This is a genomic window from Asaia sp. W19 (genome assembly GCF_003994335.1).
GTDB lineage: Bacteria > Pseudomonadota > Alphaproteobacteria > Acetobacterales > Acetobacteraceae > Asaia.
The window spans coordinates 23,543-41,958 of sequence record NZ_PNQZ01000043.1 but is presented as its reverse complement, the minus strand read 5'-3'; the positions used below and the strand labels follow the sequence as shown (position 1 = coordinate 41,958).

Annotated in this window: 13 protein-coding genes; 7 read left to right on the top strand and 6 right to left on the bottom strand. The window is 59.9% G+C overall.

Features of this window, described 5'->3' with window-relative positions:
• Positions 1-164: 164 nt before the first annotated feature.
• The 5 genes from C0V97_RS08450 (at position 165) to C0V97_RS08430 (ending at position 6,976) form a co-directional block, all read left to right on the top strand.
• Entirely contained in the window at positions 165-1,502 is a 1,338-nt protein-coding gene (locus C0V97_RS08450) for a DEAD/DEAH box helicase (protein WP_127102183.1), read from the top strand.
• Positions 1,503-1,929: 427 nt separating this feature from the next.
• Positions 1,930-3,132, top strand: a complete 1,203-nt coding sequence (locus C0V97_RS08445; protein WP_127102182.1) for an acetate/propionate family kinase — start codon at positions 1,930-1,932, stop codon at positions 3,130-3,132.
• Complete coding sequence (locus C0V97_RS08440; RefSeq protein ID WP_127102181.1) at positions 3,129-5,501, top strand: phosphoketolase; 2,373 nt, start codon at positions 3,129-3,131, stop codon at positions 5,499-5,501. The genes C0V97_RS08445 and C0V97_RS08440 overlap by 4 nt, the downstream gene beginning before the upstream one ends.
• Positions 5,501-6,313 (top strand): Cof-type HAD-IIB family hydrolase, encoded by an 813-nt coding sequence (locus C0V97_RS08435; protein WP_127102180.1) that lies wholly within the window; start codon positions 5,501-5,503, stop codon positions 6,311-6,313. Before C0V97_RS08440 ends, C0V97_RS08435 begins: the two co-directional genes overlap by 1 nt.
• 27 nt (positions 6,314-6,340) lie before the next feature.
• Complete coding sequence (locus C0V97_RS08430) at positions 6,341-6,976, top strand: glutathione binding-like protein (RefSeq protein ID WP_127102179.1); 636 nt, start codon at positions 6,341-6,343, stop codon at positions 6,974-6,976.
• A gap of 85 nt (positions 6,977-7,061) precedes the next feature.
• Here C0V97_RS08430 and C0V97_RS08425 read toward each other — a convergent pair whose 3' ends face one another.
• The 6 genes from C0V97_RS08425 to C0V97_RS08400 form a co-directional block, all read right to left on the bottom strand.
• Positions 7,062-7,835 carry an SDR family NAD(P)-dependent oxidoreductase gene (locus C0V97_RS08425; RefSeq protein WP_127102178.1) on the bottom strand — a complete coding sequence of 258 codons (774 nt, stop codon included), beginning with the start codon at positions 7,833-7,835 and terminating at the stop codon, positions 7,062-7,064.
• A gap of 17 nt (positions 7,836-7,852) precedes the next feature.
• A complete protein-coding gene (locus C0V97_RS08420) occupies positions 7,853-8,956 on the bottom strand; it encodes an ABC transporter ATP-binding protein (RefSeq protein ID WP_127102177.1) in 1,104 nt (367 codons plus the stop codon).
• A 39-nt stretch (positions 8,957-8,995) separates the two neighbouring features.
• Positions 8,996-9,826: a carbohydrate ABC transporter permease gene (locus tag C0V97_RS08415; RefSeq protein WP_370265283.1), complete on the bottom strand. Its 831-nt coding sequence runs from the start codon at positions 9,824-9,826 to the stop codon at positions 8,996-8,998.
• A gap of 1 nt (position 9,827) precedes the next feature.
• The gene (locus tag C0V97_RS08410; protein WP_127102175.1) at positions 9,828-10,721 is read right to left on the bottom strand and encodes a carbohydrate ABC transporter permease; all 894 of its coding nucleotides are present in this window, start codon (positions 10,719-10,721) and stop codon (positions 9,828-9,830) included.
• Between the two features lie 133 nt (positions 10,722-10,854).
• Positions 10,855-12,492 (bottom strand): FGGY-family carbohydrate kinase, encoded by a 1,638-nt coding sequence (locus tag C0V97_RS08405; RefSeq protein ID WP_127102174.1) that lies wholly within the window; start codon positions 12,490-12,492, stop codon positions 10,855-10,857.
• 163 nt (positions 12,493-12,655) lie between these two features.
• Positions 12,656-15,604, bottom strand: coding sequence for a TonB-dependent receptor domain-containing protein (locus C0V97_RS08400; protein WP_127102173.1), 2,949 nt, complete (start codon positions 15,602-15,604; stop codon positions 12,656-12,658).
• 300 nt (positions 15,605-15,904) lie between these two features.
• Between C0V97_RS08400 and edd the strand changes: the two genes are divergently transcribed.
• The gene (edd, locus tag C0V97_RS08395; RefSeq protein ID WP_233582056.1) at positions 15,905-17,893 is read left to right on the top strand and encodes a phosphogluconate dehydratase; all 1,989 of its coding nucleotides are present in this window, start codon (positions 15,905-15,907) and stop codon (positions 17,891-17,893) included.
• Positions 17,793-18,389 (top strand): bifunctional 4-hydroxy-2-oxoglutarate aldolase/2-dehydro-3-deoxy-phosphogluconate aldolase, encoded by a 597-nt coding sequence (gene eda / locus C0V97_RS08390; RefSeq protein ID WP_233582055.1) that lies wholly within the window; start codon positions 17,793-17,795, stop codon positions 18,387-18,389. The genes edd and eda overlap by 101 nt, the downstream gene beginning before the upstream one ends.
• The last annotated feature ends 27 nt before the right edge of the window (positions 18,390-18,416 follow it).

Below are 18,416 nucleotides of genomic sequence, written 5' to 3'. Positions count from 1 at the left end.
ATTTGGCACAGCAGGTCCCGGCGTCAGGTGTCTGACGCAGTCGCGTGACCCGCTTCGCCAGTCCCGGATCTCCCTTTTACCCTTGTGACGTCCGGGCCAAGAGGCGTCATCCTGCGAGCCAGCATCAGTGAATGCGGCTCGTCGCCAGAGGAGGCGCTTCCTTCATGACCAGTTTTGCCGATCTTCAGCTTGCCACGCCAATCCAGCGCGCCCTTGCTGAGGAAGGGTACACCACACCGACCCCGATCCAGGCCGGCGCCATCCCGTATCTTCTGGAAGGGCGCGATCTGCTCGGTCTTGCCCAGACGGGAACCGGCAAGACCGCGGCGTTTGCCCTGCCTGCCCTGCATCGTCTGCTGACCCATCCGCGCCCGCTGACACCCAAGAGCGCGCGCGTGCTCGTTCTGGCGCCGACCCGCGAGCTGGCTGCCCAGATCGATGACAGTTTCAAGGCCTATGCCCGTCACATGAAGCTTCGCCACGCCGTGATCTTCGGCGGCGTGGGGCAGGGGCGTCAGGTCGAGGCGATGCGCCGCGGCGTGGACGTGTTGACTGCGGCGCCGGGACGTCTGCTCGATCTCATCGGTCAGGGCCATATCGATCTCCACGATCTTGAGGTGCTGGTGCTCGATGAGGCAGATCGCATGCTGGATATGGGTTTCGTGCGCGATATCCGGCGCATTGTGGCTCTGCTGCCGAAGAACCGTCAGACCGTGCTCTTTTCGGCCACCATGCCCAAGGCGATCGAGGAGCTGGCGCATTCGCTGCTCCATGATCCTGCCAAGGTCGAGGTAACGCCGCCTTCTTCGACGGTCGACCGCATCCGTCAAGGTGTGATGTTCGTGAAGTCGGAAGACAAGCGCGCGGCGACGCTTCTGCTGGTAAAAAATCCCAAGGTCCAACGCGCCGTTGTCTTTACGCTTATGAAGCATGAAGCCAACAAGGTGGCCGATTTCCTCAATGCCGAGGGCATCCGCTCTGAAGCCATTCACGGCAACAAGTCCCAGGGGGCGCGCGAGCGTGCCATGGCCGGGTTCCGGGACGGATCGGTCAAGGTACTGGTCGCGACCGATATCGCTGCACGCGGGATCGATGTGGATGATGTGAGCCACGTCTTCAATTATGACTTGCCGAACATCGCCGAAAGCTATGTCCACCGTATCGGTCGTACCGCACGTGCCGGCCGGGATGGGTGGGCCGTATCACTCTGTGACGCCGAACAGCGCGCCTGGCTCAAGGATATCGAAAAGCTGATCGGCAAGGCCATTCCGGTCGTAACCGATCATCCTTTCCATTCCGAAGACGCCCAGAACTCGACCATGCGCCCGCCTGTCCTGGGCGGCGGTGGACGTGGCCGCAACCAGCCGCGTGGTGGCGGACAGCGCTCGGGCGGTGGTCGCCCCGGCGCCGCGCCGCGCAACGGCGAGGGCAAGCGTCCTGAAGGGCGTCCTGCAGGTAACCGGCCCGCAGGCGGTCGCCCCTCGCGTCCTCGCGCACGCTGACTCCCGCGCGCCCCAATAAAGGCGCGCTGAATTTCTGTCCGACGGGGTTAACGCGCCCTGTCGGACACGACATCACCAGATCATTCAGGCGTTTATCACCCCCGTTTATCGTGGACGGTGCCGCCGCTTGGTGGTCTGACCGTTCCCTTCGTGTATTTCTGCCTTTCGAGCAATCGTACCCCTCGCGTGGCACGATTTGTTCCCGCCCGTTTGGGGGCGTTCCGTGCGGCTATGCAGAGTGATCGTTTCACAAAGCCGTGTAATTAGCACTGTTACTGACGCGTTAAACGTCGGATAAACCTGACAAATATAGAAATCGGGTGGCTATAGTCCCCTATTACCTCGATGTTATGTTTGAACCCGCAAGACGAGGCGGGGTTTAAGCCCTGGATGTTGGCAATGCCGCCATGCATTTCGAGGTCGTTACGTGTCTCAAAGCAGAATCATTCTCACGCTTAATTCCGGCTCGTCGAGCATCAAGTTTGCCCTGTTCGATGAACAGGGCGAGGCGGAGCGATTGCTCTCAGGTCTGGTCGAGTATCAGTCCGGCGGGGCTGTGCTGACGACGCGCACGCCTGACGGTGTCAGCAAGCGCATGGTGATCGAAACCGGCGCCAAGACCGGTAATGCCCATGGCGAGATGATCCGGCACGTTTTGAACTTCGTCGAATCCCATGAGACAGGGCGCGATATCGGGGCTGTAGGGCACCGGGTGGTTCATGGCGGCGCCCATTTCGAGGGACCGGCCCGGATCAACGAGAAGACACTGGCTCAACTCGACTCCCTGGTTCCGCTGGCTCCGCTGCATCAGCCGCCCAGTATTGCCCCGATGCGCCTGTTGATGCAGGAGAAGCCAGAGTTGCTCCAGATCGCCTGTTTCGATACCTCGTTCCACCATACCATTCCGACTGTGCGCACGCGGCTTCCGCTGCCCGCCGAGCTCCTCGAGGGCGGCGCGCGGGTGTATGGGTTCCATGGCCTTTCATACGATTATATCGCCAATGAGCTGGAGGCGCGGTTTCCCGCCATTGCTCATAAGCGAGTGCTCGTAGCCCATATCGGTAACGGTGCGAGCCTGTGCGCGCTGATGCACGGGCGCAGCGTGGCCACAACCATGGGTCTCACCGTACTGGACGGGCTCATGATGGGAACACGATGCGGTGCCATTGACCCCGGAGCCGTGCTCTACCTCCTGCAACAGAAGGGGCTTTCGCCCAAGGAAGTGCAGGATGTTCTCTATTACCGTTCGGGACTGCTCGGCGTATCCGGCGTTTCGAGCGACATGCGTACCCTGCGGGAAAATGACGCCGACGAGAATGTGCAGCTTGCGCTGGACATGTTCGTCGAGCGCTTCGTACAGCAGGCTGGAGGGTTGATCGCACAGATGGGCGGGCTCGATGCGCTCGTCTTTACGGGAGGGATCGGGCAGAACGATGCCACCTTCCGTCAGGCTGTCTGCCAGCGACTCAGATTCCTCGACATCCAGATTTGCGAAGATGCAAATCTTGCAAGCCGACCTGTGATCAGCAGGCGTTCAGGAGGGCCAACAGTGCTGGTTGTCCCTGCGGATGAAGAAAAAACGATCTTCCGACACACAAGAAGAATAATGGAAGGATGTCACACATCATGAGCGAAAAAAATCCGCTAAGCGCCAAGCAAATAGCCCTGTTCGACCAGTGGTGGCAGGCTGCGAACTATCTCTCGGTTGCCCAGATCTATCTGCTCGACAATGCCCTGCTGCGCGAGCCGCTGAAGATCGAGCACGTCAAGCCCCGCCTGCTCGGCCATTTTGGTACCACGCCGGGTCTGACCCTGCTTTATCTGCACCTGAACCGTATTATCAAGGAACGTCAGAAGAGCGTGCTCTTCATCGCGGGGCCTGGCCATGGCGCTCCGGGCGTCGTGGCAGCGACCTATCTGGAAGGCACCTATAGCGAGTACTTCCCCGAGATTTCGCAGGATGTCGAGGGCGTAGGCCGCCTGGTCAAGCAGTTCTCGTTCCCCGGCGGCATCCCCAGCCACGTGGCGGCGACCACCCCTGGCTCCATCCATGAAGGCGGCGAACTCGGCTATTCGATCTCTCACGCCTATGGTGCGGCACTCGATAACCCCGATCTGATCGTCGCCTGCGTGGTTGGCGATGGTGAGGCGGAAACCGGCCCGCTCGCGACGTCGTGGCACAGCAACAAGTTCCTCGACCCGCGTAACGACGGTGCCGTCCTCCCGATCCTGCACCTGAATGGATACAAGATCGCCAACCCGACCGTTCTGGCCCGTATCCCTGAATCCGAGCTGCTCGATCTGTTCCGCGGTTACGGCTACGAACCCATCATCGTGGCTGGGGATGATCGCGACACGGTGCATCAACTCATGGCCCATGCCATGGATGTCTGTTTCGACAAGATCGCGGAAATCCAGAAGCGCGCCCGTACAGAGAACAACGCCGAGCGTCCCACCTGGCCCATGATCATCATGCGCACACCCAAGGGCTGGACCGGCCCCAAGGAAGTGGACGGCCAGCGTTGTGAGGGCTATTGGCGCGCCCATCAGGTGCCGCTGACCGATATCGAGAAGCCGGGTCACCTGAAGATTCTCGAAGACTGGATGCGTAGCTACAAGCCCGAGACGCTCTTCGACGAAAACGGTCGCCTCCACGCCGAGATCGCCGCGCTGGCGCCGGAGGGTACTCTGCGTATGAGCGACAACCCGCATGCCAATGGTGGGCAGCTGCGTCGCCCCCTGCGTATGCCGGATATCGAGACCCACGCACTCGACGTTCCGTCTCCGGGTGCAGTGCAGGGCGAAAGCACCCGTATCCTCGGAGCGTGGCTGCGTGACGTCATGAAAATGAACCTGGAGAGCCGCAATTTCCGCGTGCTGTCACCGGATGAAAACAACTCGAACCGTCTCAACGATGTGCTCGAGGTGACCAATCGCGCCTGGGTCGCAGACAAGTTTTCTTACGACGACCATCTGGCGGCAGACGGGCTGGTCATGGAGATCCTGAGCGAACACACGATCCAGGGTTGGCTCGAAGGGTATCTGCTCACTGGTCGTCACGGTTTCTTCTCGTGCTACGAGGCGTTCGTCCATCTCGTGGATTCGATGGTCAACCAGCACGCCAAATGGATCAAATCGGCCAAGGAAGTCCAGTGGCGCCGTCCGATCGCCTCGCTGAACTATCTGCTGACCTCGCATGTCTGGCGTCAGGACCATAACGGCTTCAGCCATCAGGATCCGGGGTTTATGGATCACGTGGTGAACAAAAAGGCCGATATCGCCCGCGTGTATCTGCCGCCCGATGCCAACACCCTGCTCTACGTGGCCAAGCACTGCCTTGAGAGCTGGGACCGCATCAACGTGATCGTGGCAGGCAAGCAGCCTGAGCATCAGTGGCTTGATATCGATGCCGCCATCGCGCATTGCAGCCAGGGTATTGGCATCTGGCAATGGGCCAGCAACGACAAGGGGTATGACCCTGACCTCGTGATCGCGTCTGCGGGCGACGTACCGACGGTCGAGGCGCTGGCCGCCGTGCAATTGCTGCGCGAACACGCCCCCGACATCAAGGTGCGCTTTGTGAATGTGGTTGATCTGATGACGCTTCAGTCACCGAGCGAGCATCCGCATGGTCTGGACGACGTGACGTTCGACAACCTGTTTACGAAGGACAAGCCGGTTCTCTTTGCTTTCCACGGCTACCCGCAGCTTGTGCATCGCTTGATCTATCGTCGGAGCAACCGGGCGAACTTCCATGTCCATGGTTTCCGCGAGGAAGGCACGACGACCACACCGTTCGACATGACGGTGCGGAATAATCTGGATCGCTTCCACATCATTCTCAATGCTGTGCGTCGTGTTCCCGCCCTCTCAGGTCATGCGGCCTATGTCACGCAGATGATCAACGACAAGCTCGTCGAGCATAAGCGGTACATCGCGCAATACGGTGAAGACATGCCTGAAATCCGCAACTGGCAGTGGAAAGGTGAAAAGGCCTGATGAAACCGCAGGTTCAACTCGTCCTCGCCGATGTGGATGGAACATTGGTGACGAGGGACAAGATCCTCACACCACGGGCTATCCGTGCCGTTCAGGCCCTGCGTGAGCGGGGTATACGGTTCGCCATTACGAGCGGTCGTCCGCCACGTGGCATGGCGATGCTGATTGAACCTCTGGCGATCGATCTGCCGATCGCCGGTTTCAATGGTGGCGTTCTGGTCCATCCGGACTGGAGCGTCATCGAAACCAAACGTCTGACTCATGATCAGGCAGAGACGGTTCTGAAGCTCATACGCGATCACGGGGCAGACCCCTGGGTTTACACGAGCCATGAATGGATCGTGAGCGATCTGGATGCGCCCCATGTCTCGCGTGAGGAATGGACAGTCAAATTCGCGCCCCGTGCAGATGACGTGACCCGTCATCTGCATGACGTCGTGAAGATCACGGGTGTCAGCGATGATGCCGTTCTGATGCAGAAGCTTGAACGGGACCTTCAGGAGGCCCTTGGCAACACCGCCTCGGCTGCCTGCTCACAGCCCTATTACGTCGATGTTACCAATCGCGAGGCGAACAAGGGTGGCGTTGTGACGACTCTCGAAACGCTGTTCGACATTCCGGCCTCCGCGATGGTGACCATGGGTGATCAACCGAACGACATGCTGATGTTCGCCAAAAGCGGCATGTCGATTGCGATGGGGCAGGCGAATGACACCGTCAAGGCGGCAGCGACCCATGTTTCGACCTCATGCGAGGAAGAGGGTTTCGCCATCGGTCTTGAACGCTATGTATTGGGGGGCGTTACCGACTGATCCGCCTCAGGATCAGGAAGGACGCCCATGATCGATCTGTATTACTGGCCCACCCCAAACGGCCACAAGATTACTCTCTTCCTCGAGGAAGCGGGGCTGGAGTATCGGATCATTCCGGTGAACATCAGCAAAGGCGACCAGTTCGCGCCGGATTTCCTGAAGATCTCCCCCAACAACAAGATGCCAGCCATCGTCGATCACGAACCGGCAGATGGCGGTTCGCCGCTGAGTGTTTTTGAATCGGGAGAAATCCTGCTCTATCTCGCAGAGAAGACGGGACGCTTCCTGCCCGCTGACCCGCGTGGCAAGATTGCAGCATTGGAATGGCTTTTCTGGCAGATGGGCGGTTTTGGTCCGATGCTCGGCCAGAACCACCATTTTGCTCTCTATGCGCCAGAGAAAATTCCCTATGCCATCAAACGGTATCAGGATGAGACCAAACGCCTCTATGGCGTGTTGGAAACGCGGCTCCGGGCGAGCCCGTTTGTAACAGGGGCCGAATACGGCATTGCCGATATGGCGACTTATCCCTGGACTCGTACCTGGAAAGAGCAGGGAATCACGCTCGATGACTTCCCGGCGATCAAGGCCTGGCGTGAAACCATCGAGGCGAGGCCAGCGACGCAGCGCGCACTCGCCAGGGCAGACGCAGTCAGATCCTGACCTGGGAAAGCGATGGGCGGGATTCCGCCCATCGCCAATCCAAAGTTTCCCGCCCCTGGATCATCGTTCCAGACGGGGAGCGATATTACCAGACGGTGAAGCCACCATCGACGCTGACAATCGAGCCAGTCATGAGGCTGGCGGCATCTGAAGCCAGGAACTGGACCACCGAAGCCACTTCTTCCGGCTGCCCTACACGACCCATAGGTGTTCCATCCACCCAGCGGTCGTAGAGCGCGGGCTTTTGCATGCCAAAACGCGTCAGGGTTGTCTCGATATAAGTCGGAGCAACCGCATTCGCACGAATGCCATGGGGCGCCCATTCCGCTGCGAGCGAGCGGATATACTGGTGCACACCGGCCTTCGAGGCGTTATACGCGGCCTGCTCCTGCGGACGGTTCACGATCAGGCCGGACATCGAGCCGATCGCCACGATCGCGCCGGATTTCTGCTGGATCATGATCTTGCCGGCGGCCTGACAGCAGCGGAAAACACCGTTCAGATTGACATTGATCTGTTTGAGCCACTGATCTTCCGTCATGTCTTCGGCCTTGACCTCGGAAATGCACAGACCCGCATTCGCGACCAGAATGTCGAGCTTGCCATGACGCTTCATGATGGTGTCGACAGCCGAGGTCACGCTCGCTTCCGAGGTCACGTCCATGGCGACGCTGCAGGATTTGAACCCCTGGGCAACCAGCCCCTTCGCCGATTCAGCAGCTTTTTCGCCGTCGAGATCGGCGATCACCACATGGGCACCCGCTTCGGCCAGAGCCGAGGCGCAGCAGAGGCCGATATTCTGGGCGCCGCCGGTGATGACGGCCACGCGCCCGTCGAGGCGCAGTTTTTCCATATACATGGTCGAGAACTCTCTAGTTAACCGGCAAGACGGTGACGCACGAGCTTGGTAAGCGCCATCCCTCTTGCATCGAAAAGGTGACAATTTTCAGCGAGCACGCGCAGCCCAACGGGAGCGTCGACCTCGCCGCCATGATCGCCATCGGTCTGCACGATAATGAGCGCCCCATCAGGAAGCGCGACGTGCAGCAGCGTGAGCGCGCCGAGACGTTCAACCATGCGGATCGTGCCGGTAATCTCACCCTGCGGATCGAGGACGATGTGCTCCGGCCGAACCCCGAGCGTCATGGCCTCGGCCGAGGCGGTCTCGCCCGGGAGAACCGGCACCGTAACCGGTGCGCCATGGTCGATCGCCACCATAATTCCGCTCTCGGTTACGCTGCGTACGGTCACAGGCAGGAAGTTCATGGGGGGCGAGCCTATGAACCGCGCAACGAACAGGTTGCGCGGATGGTGATAGAGTTCGAGCGGGGAGCCCACCTGCTCGACGACGCCTTTCTGCAGCACCACAATCTTGTCCGCCATGGTCATGGCCTCGACCTGGTCATGGGTGACATAGATTGTTGTTGCCTTCAGGCGACGATGCAGCGTTGCGAGTTCGACGCGCATCTGCCCACGCAGAGCCGCGTCAAGATTGGAGAGCGGCTCGTCGAAAAGGAAGACCTTCGGGTTGCGCACAATGGCGCGTCCGATGGCCACACGCTGTCTCTGCCCACCTGAAAGCTGTCCCGGTTTGTGCTTGAGATAGGAATCGAGCTGCAGCGTCTTCGCGACGTCGTTGATCTTCTGACGACGCTCGGGCTCGGGCATGCCTGCCAGCTTCAGGCCGAATTCCATATTCTGATAGACATTCATATGCGGGTAGAGCGCATAGGACTGAAAGACCATGGCGAGGCCGCGCTTTGCGGGCTCGATATCATTGACCCGTTTGCCATCGATCAGGAGATCGCCCGCCGAGATTTCCTCCAGCCCGGCGATCATCCGCAGCAGTGTGGACTTACCGCAGCCCGAGGGACCGACGAAGACGACGAATTCCTCGTCGTTGATGTCGAGAGAAACACCCTTGATGATTTCTTCGGCGTGATAGGTCTTGCGGATATCGCGCAGTTCAACTTTAGCCATGGGTCACTCCGAAAGAGCGTGTGAATCCGAAAGAAAGGGTCATTTGACGGCGCCGAAAGTGAGGCCGCGCACGAGCTGTTTCTGGCTAAACCAGCCGAATACCAAGATCGGTGCCACTGCTAGGGTGGAGGCCGCCGAAAGCTTGGCGAAGAAGAGCCCCTCGGGGGAGGAAAAGGACGCAATGAAGCTCGCCAGGGGGGCTGCATTGGAAGACGTCAGGTTCAGCGACCAGAAGGCCTCGTTCCAGCACAGGATGAGAGACAAAAGCGCGGTCGAGGCGATGCCGGGCAGGGCCAGGGGGAGCAGCACCACGCTGATTTCCTGCCAGCGATTGGCCCCGTCCATGCGTCCGGCCTCGAGAATGGGCACCGGAACTTCCTTGAAAAAGGTGTAGAGCATCCAGACGATGATCGGCAGATTGGTCAGCAGATTGATGATGCCGAGCCCGACGATGGTATCGAGCAGGTGGGTTGAGCGCGCGATCAGGTACACAGGCACAAGCACACCCACGGGCGGCAGCATACGGGTCGAGAGCATCCAGAGCAGGGTGCCGCGTGTCCGCTTGCCGGGGAAGAACGCCATGGAATAGGCGGCGGGCACGCCCAGAAGCAGCGCGCCGCCGGTCGCGAAGACCGACATCAGCACCGTATTGAAAGTGAAGTGCCAGTAGTTCTCCTGCGCGAACACGTCGTGATAGCTCTGCAGGGTCGGGTGGAAAATGAGATGCGGCGGGGTCGAGATGGCATCCATCTCGGTCTTGAACCCCGTCAGGACCATCCAGAAGATAGGAAAGAAGATCCAGAGTGCGACGGCCCAGCCGACCACTCCGAGCGCGATTTTTGGGAGAAGCTGCGTTTTCCGGGCCATGATCTCATGCCTCCAGATTGCGGGCGACCGCACGAACGAGGAATGCCGCGATGATGTTGGCGATGATGATTGCGATCACGCCGCCCGCCGAGGCGCCACCAATATCGAACTGAAGCAAGGCGCGCGAATAGATCAGGAAGGCGAGATTGGTGGAAGCAACACCCGGTCCGCCAGAGGTGGTGACCGAAATCTCGGCAAACACCGTGAGCAGGTAGATTGTCTCGATCATGATCACGACGGTGATCGCCCGGCTGAGATGCGGCAGGATGATATAGCGAAACCGGGCGATCGGACCCGCACCGTCCATACGCGCCGCTTCCTTCTGCTCATGATCGAGCGACTGAACCGCAGTCAGCAGGATCAGCACAGCGAAAGGGAGCCATTCCCAGGCCACAATCATCATCACGGTCTGCATGGGATAATGGGCCAGCCAATCTATGGGCTGCAGCCCGATAGCTCGCATGAACGCGCTGTACACCCCGTAGATGGGATGGAGCATCAGGTTCTTCCACAGCAATGCCGAGACGGTGGGCATCACGAAGAAGGGTGAAATGACGAGCACGCGGGCGATCCCGCGCCCGAAGAAGTCCTGATCGTAGAGCACCGCGAGCAAGACGCCGCCGCCAACGCTGATCACGAGCACGCCCAGAACGAGCAACACCGTGTTGAGCAGCGCGTAGAGGAAGTCAGGATCAGTCAGCAGATAGACGTAGTTGCTGAATCCGGCGAAGCCCTTCAGCGTGGGGTCGACCAGATTGTAATTCTGGAACGAATACCAGAGTGTCAGGACGAGGGGGATCAGAGACCAGATAAGCAGGATGATTACGGCGGGGGAGAGAAAGATTCCCGCACCTGATTTGCGTTTCACCCGTTCCGGCGTGGCAATGACAGCTTCCATAGTCAAGCTCCACGAGCGAAACATCGCCCGTCCTGGCTGTGAAGGAAAACATTAGTAAGACAAGGTCGGAATTCCGAGGCGCAGCCCCTTCAGTTGCGGTTCGGGACGGCAGTGCCCGAACCGCGATACTTGCTCAATCAGCAAGGGCCTCACGCATGATCGCCCGATGATGAAGCTGTTCCTTGAGCATGGCCTGGAATACCGAGAATTTGGCCGCGTGATAGCGCGCCGTGCGTGGATCGGGCGCAACCTCGGAGCCGACGCGGGTCATCTGAGACATGGCGGCGCGCATATCGTCATAGGCGCCCCCCGCAACCGCACCGAGAATGGCTGAGCCAAGCAGCACGGCGTCCGGTTCCTGAGGCAGCATGATACGGCACCCTGTGGCGTTGGCGTGTTCGCGCAGGAAGACCGGGTTCTTGGTGCCACCGCCTGTGGCGAAGATGGTGTCGATGGCATAGCCCTTGGCGTTGAGTGCGCGGATGATATCGCGTGTGCCATAGGCAAGCGCCTGGATAGTGCCGAGATAGAGCTTGGCCAGATCATCAAAGGTGGCGGAGAGGCTCAGCCCGCTCACCATGCCGCGCAGTGTCGGGTCGGCGTGGGGCGAGCGGTTGCCGTGGAAATCGGGCTGAACATGGAACTCGGCGGTCAGTGAGCCGGGCAGGGAACCCTGCTCGAGTTCCGCCAGACGCTCGTTCAGCAATTCATAGACGGTGCGTCCCTCTTCGTCGGCCTTCTTTGCCAAAACAGGACCATAGGCGTGAGTTGAAATCACGAAATCAACCAGAGAACCAACGGCGGATTGTCCGGCCTCATTCAGCCAGGTTCCGGGGATCATGGCTTCGGAATAGGGGCCCCAGATCCCGTCCACATAGCGGGCATCGCGCGATACGGCCATGTGGCAGCTCGAGGTGCCACCAATCAAGGCAAGGCTGCGATCGAGGGCCGCGTCGTCGACGGTCTTGCCGGAGGCGGAGCCAATCACGCCGATTCCGCCAGCATGGGCGTCGATCGCGGAAACGCCGACCGGAATACCCGCGGCTAGACCCAGTTCCTGCGCGGCGGTCTCGCTCAAACCATTGCCGACGGTTTGGCCGAGCGGCAAAACGGTCTGGCCGATACGTTTGTAGTTTTCGGCAACGAGATCGCCCAGGCCGATGGCCTCGAAATAGGCTGGGTCCCACCCCTTGTCGTGTGCGAGATAGGTCCATTTGCAGACGGTCGAGCAGCAGCTACGGGAATCCGATCCTGTAGCGCGCCACGTCAGATAGTCGGGCAGGTCGAAGAAGTACCCCGCCTTCGAGAAAGTATCGGGCATGTTCCGCTTAAGCCAAAGCAGCTTGGGCGTTTCCATTTCGGGGGAGATCGTTCCGCCTACGTAGCGCAGTACCTCATACTGCCCGGCATTGATCTCATCGGCCTCTTTCATCGCGCGATGATCGGCCCAGAGAATGATGTCCTGCTCGGCCTCTCCATTGGGATCGACCGAGAGGGGCCTGCCTTCACGGTCGAGTACGACGAGTGAGCAGGTGGCGTCAAAGCCAATCCCGCGAACCGTAACGTCGCCCTGCCTCAGTTCTGCCATGGCGGTACGAACGCTCTTGCAGATTGCGGCCCAGATATCGGTCGATGATTGCTGGATGAAATCGGCCTGGGGGCGCCAGGTCTTGGTGGCGGTCACGCAGGAAGCGAGCTTTTGCCCGTTAAGGGTAAACACGCCGGCGCGTGCGCTGCCTGTACCGACATCGACGCCAATCACAACTTCCATGGGGACCCATCCAAACTCTTACGAATTCGTCATATTCCCACTCAGCTTCTGGGATGCAATTCACCAATGCGTGTGATCTGTCTCAATCTGTATGAGATTTCCAACAAAAAACCCGGCATCTTGTGATGCCGGGTTTTGCTTGTTTTTGGTCAGGGGCGGAGGGTCAGAAATTGACCCCGGCCTGGACGAACACGTTACGGCCCATGAAGAGGTTGCCGTACTGATAAACATTGCTGTTCGTGGCACCATCAACGACGTAGGGGGGCTTCTTGTCGAACAGGTTGCGCACGCCTGTCTGGAAGTTCCAGCGGTTCAGCTGATAAGCCAGCGTGATGTCATGCGTGAAGATGCCCGGCGTCTTGTAACGGCCCACGGTGCCTTTCACGAGGTCCTGAGACTGGTTATTCCAGACCATGCCGCCCGTGTAGCTCATCATGTAGATGAAGCTGAAATCGTCATGACGCCATGTTGCCGTCGCGTAGTCACGCACGCGGGGCTGGCCCGTGCTGTTATTGTACAGCAGGCGGCCATCATAATTGTACCACTGACCACCCGGCACATATTGCTGCTGGAAGCTGACCAGCTGCTGGAAATTGTTGCTAAGGTTCAGGCGATCATGACGTGTGATACGGAAGGTATAGTCCAGATCGAAGTCGATACCGCTCGTGTGCAGGCCGCCAAGGTTTTCATACATGGCGGTGGCAGTCTGGATCTGCTGGGTCTGGGCGTTACGCACGATTGCCGAGCAATAGCCGGTGTTTGCGCCGGTATAGCACTGATCAAGCAGATACTGCGTCCCGATGACGCTGATCATGTTTTTGAGCGTGTAATGCCAGTACTCTACCGAGAGCGAGAGGCCCGGCACCCAGTGCGGCGTCAGCACCGTACCGAATGTGTAGGTGCGACCCGTCTCGGGCTTGACTTGGGCATTGCCGCCCTGAAGGGTCGGCACCTGCGCTGAATTGCGCATCTCAAACCCTGGGCCGATGCCCTGGCGAGCGCATGTGGCGACAACCGTCGCGGAAGACGCACCATAGCTGCCCATCTGCGAGCAGGGATCATAGGCGGTTTCATAGCTCAGCTGCTGACCACCGAAGAGCTCGAAGATGTTGGGCTGGCGATAGGACGTGCCCAGGGTTCCGCGGAAGCGGATATCGCGGTTTGGCGCCCAGTTGATCGCGACCTTCCAGTTCTTTGCTGAACCGAAGGTGTTGTAGGACGAATAACGGCCCTGAGCGTCGATCGTCAGATCCTTGGCAAGGAAGGCATTCTTCAGCAGGTTCAGCTTGCCTTCAAGATAGCCTTCGGAAACATTGAAGCCACCACCGGTATAGGCCTGGGTATTCGTCAGCGTGAGACCCTGTGCCACCAGCGGGTCGGGGCTGTCGCTCATCTGCTCGCTGCGATGTTCCATGCCGAGGGCGATACCGAGCTCGCCACCGTTCTTCCAGGGCATCGAAACGACGTGGTTGTTATGCACACGGAAGTTGGTATCGCGGAACTGATACTGGATATTTTCGGCTGTTGTGTAGTTGGTGTAGGCAGCGCCCTGCGGCGTCAGCTTGCCAAACGGTGAGGAGAGCTCACAGCCTGCCGATGCCTGACATACACCCGGATCATAGACGAGGCTGGTGTCCGGGTTGCCTGGATCGGTTGCGCGCAGACCCCAGGTGTTGAGCAGGTTCGCATAGTTGCCGATGTTCAGGCTGCGGACGTTCTCACGGTTTACACCATAGGTGTAGGATGCATCATACATCCATCCATGAGTGATCTCGCCCTTTGCACCGAACATGCCGGTCACCGTGTCTGAGGCGCGCTCATAACGGCGGGGGCCCCATTCACCCATGCGGCGATAGACGGTTGTGTCCTCACCGAACGGGTTGCCGGGATAATCGCCGGGAACGACGACCGCGCCGGGAAGGGTGCTCGGCGGGATCGAGCCGGACATGGGCTCGGGCGCCATGAAGCTGTTTGTCGTGCGGTGGCTGTAAAGCACGTTCGCATAAACTGTCAGATGCTTGTTCACATCGTAATGTGCATCACCCGACAGCGATGAGTCCTGATAGTTGTTGGTCAGGCTGGAATCGCGATTGAAGGGGTAGCGATCTGCCTTGGTAAACGGCACGACCGTCTGGCCATTGTCATGGGTCGTGTAGCCCTTGCCATTGCCGCTATCGGGATAGAATACGCCGTTCGTGCTATAGGAGGAGCCGTAGGTCGGCTGGCCTGAAACCGGGTTTGTCAGCGCTACGGGGTTTGCCCAGGCGCGGTTGCGCTGCATCACGCCGGTCGAGGTCAGGTACTGACCGAACAGGGTGATGTTGCCCTTGCCGTGGTCGAAGTTCCAGCCCTTGAACGCTGAGAGCATACCCTCGGGCGCGTCGCCATATTGCGAGATGCTGCCGCGCATCGTGATGTTGCCGGTGTTCACGTCGTGACGCATCTTGATGTTGATGACGCCCGACACGGCATCGGCGCCGTAAAGTTCGGAACCGCCATCCTTCAGGATTTCCACGCCAGCCACCTGCTGAAGCGGAATGGCGTTGAGATCAACGCAGTTCGAGTTGCCATTGATGGTCGTGCGCTTGCCGTCGATCAGCACGAGAACGCGGTTGGTGCCGAGGTTGCGCAGATCGGTACAGGACACACCGCCGCCGCCATTGGTGACAGCGTTCGTCGTGGCACTGGAGCCGACGGAAGGCAGGCGGGCAAAGAAGTCTCCAAGATTGTTCACACCCGTCTGGGCGATCTGCTTGGAGGTGATGATCTGCACCGGGTTTGCATTGGTGTTGTTCGACGTGCTCAGGGCGGAGCCTACGACCGTAATGCTCTCATTCCCGGCGGGAACGGGGCCTGACAGGCTCACGAGTGTGTTGCGTCGCGCGTTGGTGGAAACCGGTGCGGATGCTGAAGCGACGGCCGGCGAAGTCGTGCTTGCGGTGCTGGCCATGCGCTTGCCGGCGCTCTTATGCGCTGCCTTGTGATGGGCGGAGCTGGATGCCTTGACAGGTTTGCTCGTTGTTTCGGCGACAGCTGGCAAACTGGCGCCGGCAAGGATTGTCGCGCCGAGGAGCAGCGAGGTGCGGCAAAGACGCGTGCGTGTAATGGCCATCGGACACTTTCGCGAAAGGAAATGGAGGCGGAAGGATCTCCGCAATTGCCGCCGAGATGGCACAACGTGATCGAGGGTTTCAATCTCGTAATGTGACGTCACCCGATGTAATTGTGACAATTTGATTGCGATGTGTTCCCGATGCAACAGCCAGTTTCTTGCGCGGCGATATAAAAATTTAAAAAAAAGCCATTGAGGAAAATTTTATTACTCTTGCGCTCTTGACCCATAGATCACGGAAACTTTACAAGGGCGCAGCTCGCGAAAACGCGAGCACCAAACATCCGTCAGTGAGCTGCCATGTCCGTTCATCCCGTCGTTGCTTCCGTCACAGAGCGCATCATCGAGCGTTCCGCCGTGTCGCGGCGCCGTTATCTCGCATTGATGGAGCTCAACCGGCAGAAAGGTATCTCGCGTCCGCGCATGGCCTGCGGCAATCTGGCTCATGCGATGGCCGCCTCGGGCGAGGACAAGGCGCAGCTCATGCGCGGGGGCGGCGTCAACCTGGGCGTGATCACAAGCTATAACGACATGCTCTCGGCGCATCAGCCTTATGCGCGATACCCCGATCAGATGAAGCTGTTCGCGCGTGAGATGGGGGCAACCCTGCAGGTGGCTGGCGGCGTGCCCGCCATGTGCGATGGCGTGACCCAGGGGCAGGAGGGTATGGAGCTCTCGCTGCTCTCGCGGGATAATATCGCGATGGGAACGGCTATCGGGCTGAGCCACGGCATGTTCGAGGGCGTGGCTCTGCTGGGTATCTGCGACAAGATCGTGCCCGGGCTGCTCATGGGTGCGCTGCGTTTTGGCCATTTGCCAGCGCTTCTGGTTCCAGCGGGTCCCATGACATCGGGTCTGCCGAACAAGGAAAAGCAGCGCGTCCGACAGCTTTATGCAGAGGGCAAGGTCGATTCCAGCGCATTGATGGAAGCCGAGGCCGCATCCTATCACAGCGCGGGAACCTGCACGTTCTATGGCACGGCCAACACAAACCAGATGATGGTCGAGCTTATGGGGCTGATGCTTCCGGACTCCGCGTTCTGGAACCCGAATAGCCGTATCCGCCAGGCACTCAACCGCCGAGCGGTGCATCGCCTGATCGAGATTTCCAGGCCGGGTGAGGACCACCGCCCGCTCGCGCGCCTGGTCGACGAAAAAGCCATTGTGAATGCCGCGGTCGGTCTGCTTGCTACGGGTGGTTCGACCAATCACGCGATTCACCTGCCAGCCATTGCACGCGCTGCAGGCATCTGTATCGACTGGAGCGATCTCGATACGCTGTCATCGGCAGTGCCGCTGCTGACACGCGCCTACCCTAATGGCTCCGCTGATGTGAATGCCATGCAGGAGGCGGGAGGGCTGCCCACGCTCATTGCCGCGCTCTGCGAGGCCGGTATGCTGCATCAGGATATCCTGACCGTGTCCAGGGGCGGTTTCAGTGATTACGCCTGTCGCGCGCGGCTCGAGGGGGAGGCACTGCTCTACAGCGCTGCGCGCGCCTCGGCGGATCGCAGCGTGTTGCGTGACACGAAGGAGCCGTTCCGCAAGGATGGCGGCATGCGTCTTGTCCAGGGCTCGCTGGGCCGTGGCATCTACAAGACGAGTGCGGTCGATGAGGACCGTCAGACCATCGAAGCGCCCGCTGCCGTGTTCCAGACCCAGGAGGACGTCATCACGGCCTTCAAGGCGGGGAAGCTCAATCGCGATGTGATCGTGGTCGTGCGCTTCCAGGGCCCCGATGCCAATGGCATGCCCGAGCTGCATCGTCTCACTCCGACACTGGCGGTGCTCCAGGACAAAGGCTATCGCGTGGCCCTTCTGACCGACGGGCGCATGTCAGGCGCAAGCGGCAAGGTGCCTGCGGCCATCCATATCTGCCCGGAAGCACATTCGGGCGGCCCGATCGCGCGCATTCAGGATGGCGACATGCTGCGCATCTGCGCGCGTCGTGGTGAGATTGAAGCGCTTGTCGATCCTGCGATATGGGAGCGTCGCCAGCCTGCAATGCAGCCCTTGCCCGGCATGGGCACGGGGCGTGAGATGTTCGCGCTCATGCGGAGCCGGTCGGATAGTGCGGAAAAGGGCGGATCGGCCATGCTCGCCGCCATGGAAGACGTGATGGATCGTCACGGCGTGGAACTCGATAAGGATTTTGGTGATGCTCGACACGACAATGCTGGACGCCGTGATGACGAAATGTCCGGTCATTCCGGTTCTGGTCATTCCCGACCTGTCTCTGGCGCGTCCGATCGCGCAGGCGCTGGTCGCGGGCGGGTTGACCACGCTTGAAGTAACGCTCCGTACGGAATGCGCGCTCGACGCTATTCGCGAAATGGCGAAGGTCGAAGGAGCGCATGTCGGCGCCGGAACCGTCCTCAATGGTGATGACCTGGCGCGGGCCGTCGATGCAGGGTCGCAGTTTATCGTTAGCCCCGGCCTTACGCCGGAAGTGGCGGCTGCGGCGCAGCGACATGACGTGCCCTTGCTGCCCGGCGTTGCGAATGCGGGGGATATCATGCGTGGGCTCGATCTCGGTCTGAGTCGCTTCAAGTTCTTCCCGGCCATGGCCAATGGCGGTCTTCCGGCCCTGAAGGCGCTTGCTTCGGTTTTCGGGAAAGTCAGGTTTTGCCCGACGGGGGGGATCAGCGAGGCCAATGCCCCCGAGTGGCTGGCAGAATCCGCCGTTTCCTGTGTTGGCGGGTCCTGGCTGACTGCCGGGACGTTTGATGCGGCGGCCGTCGAGCAGCGCGCGCGTGCAGCGTCCAGAATGGGCAAGCGCGACTGACAACAGGGCAGGGGCCGATCGCGATTG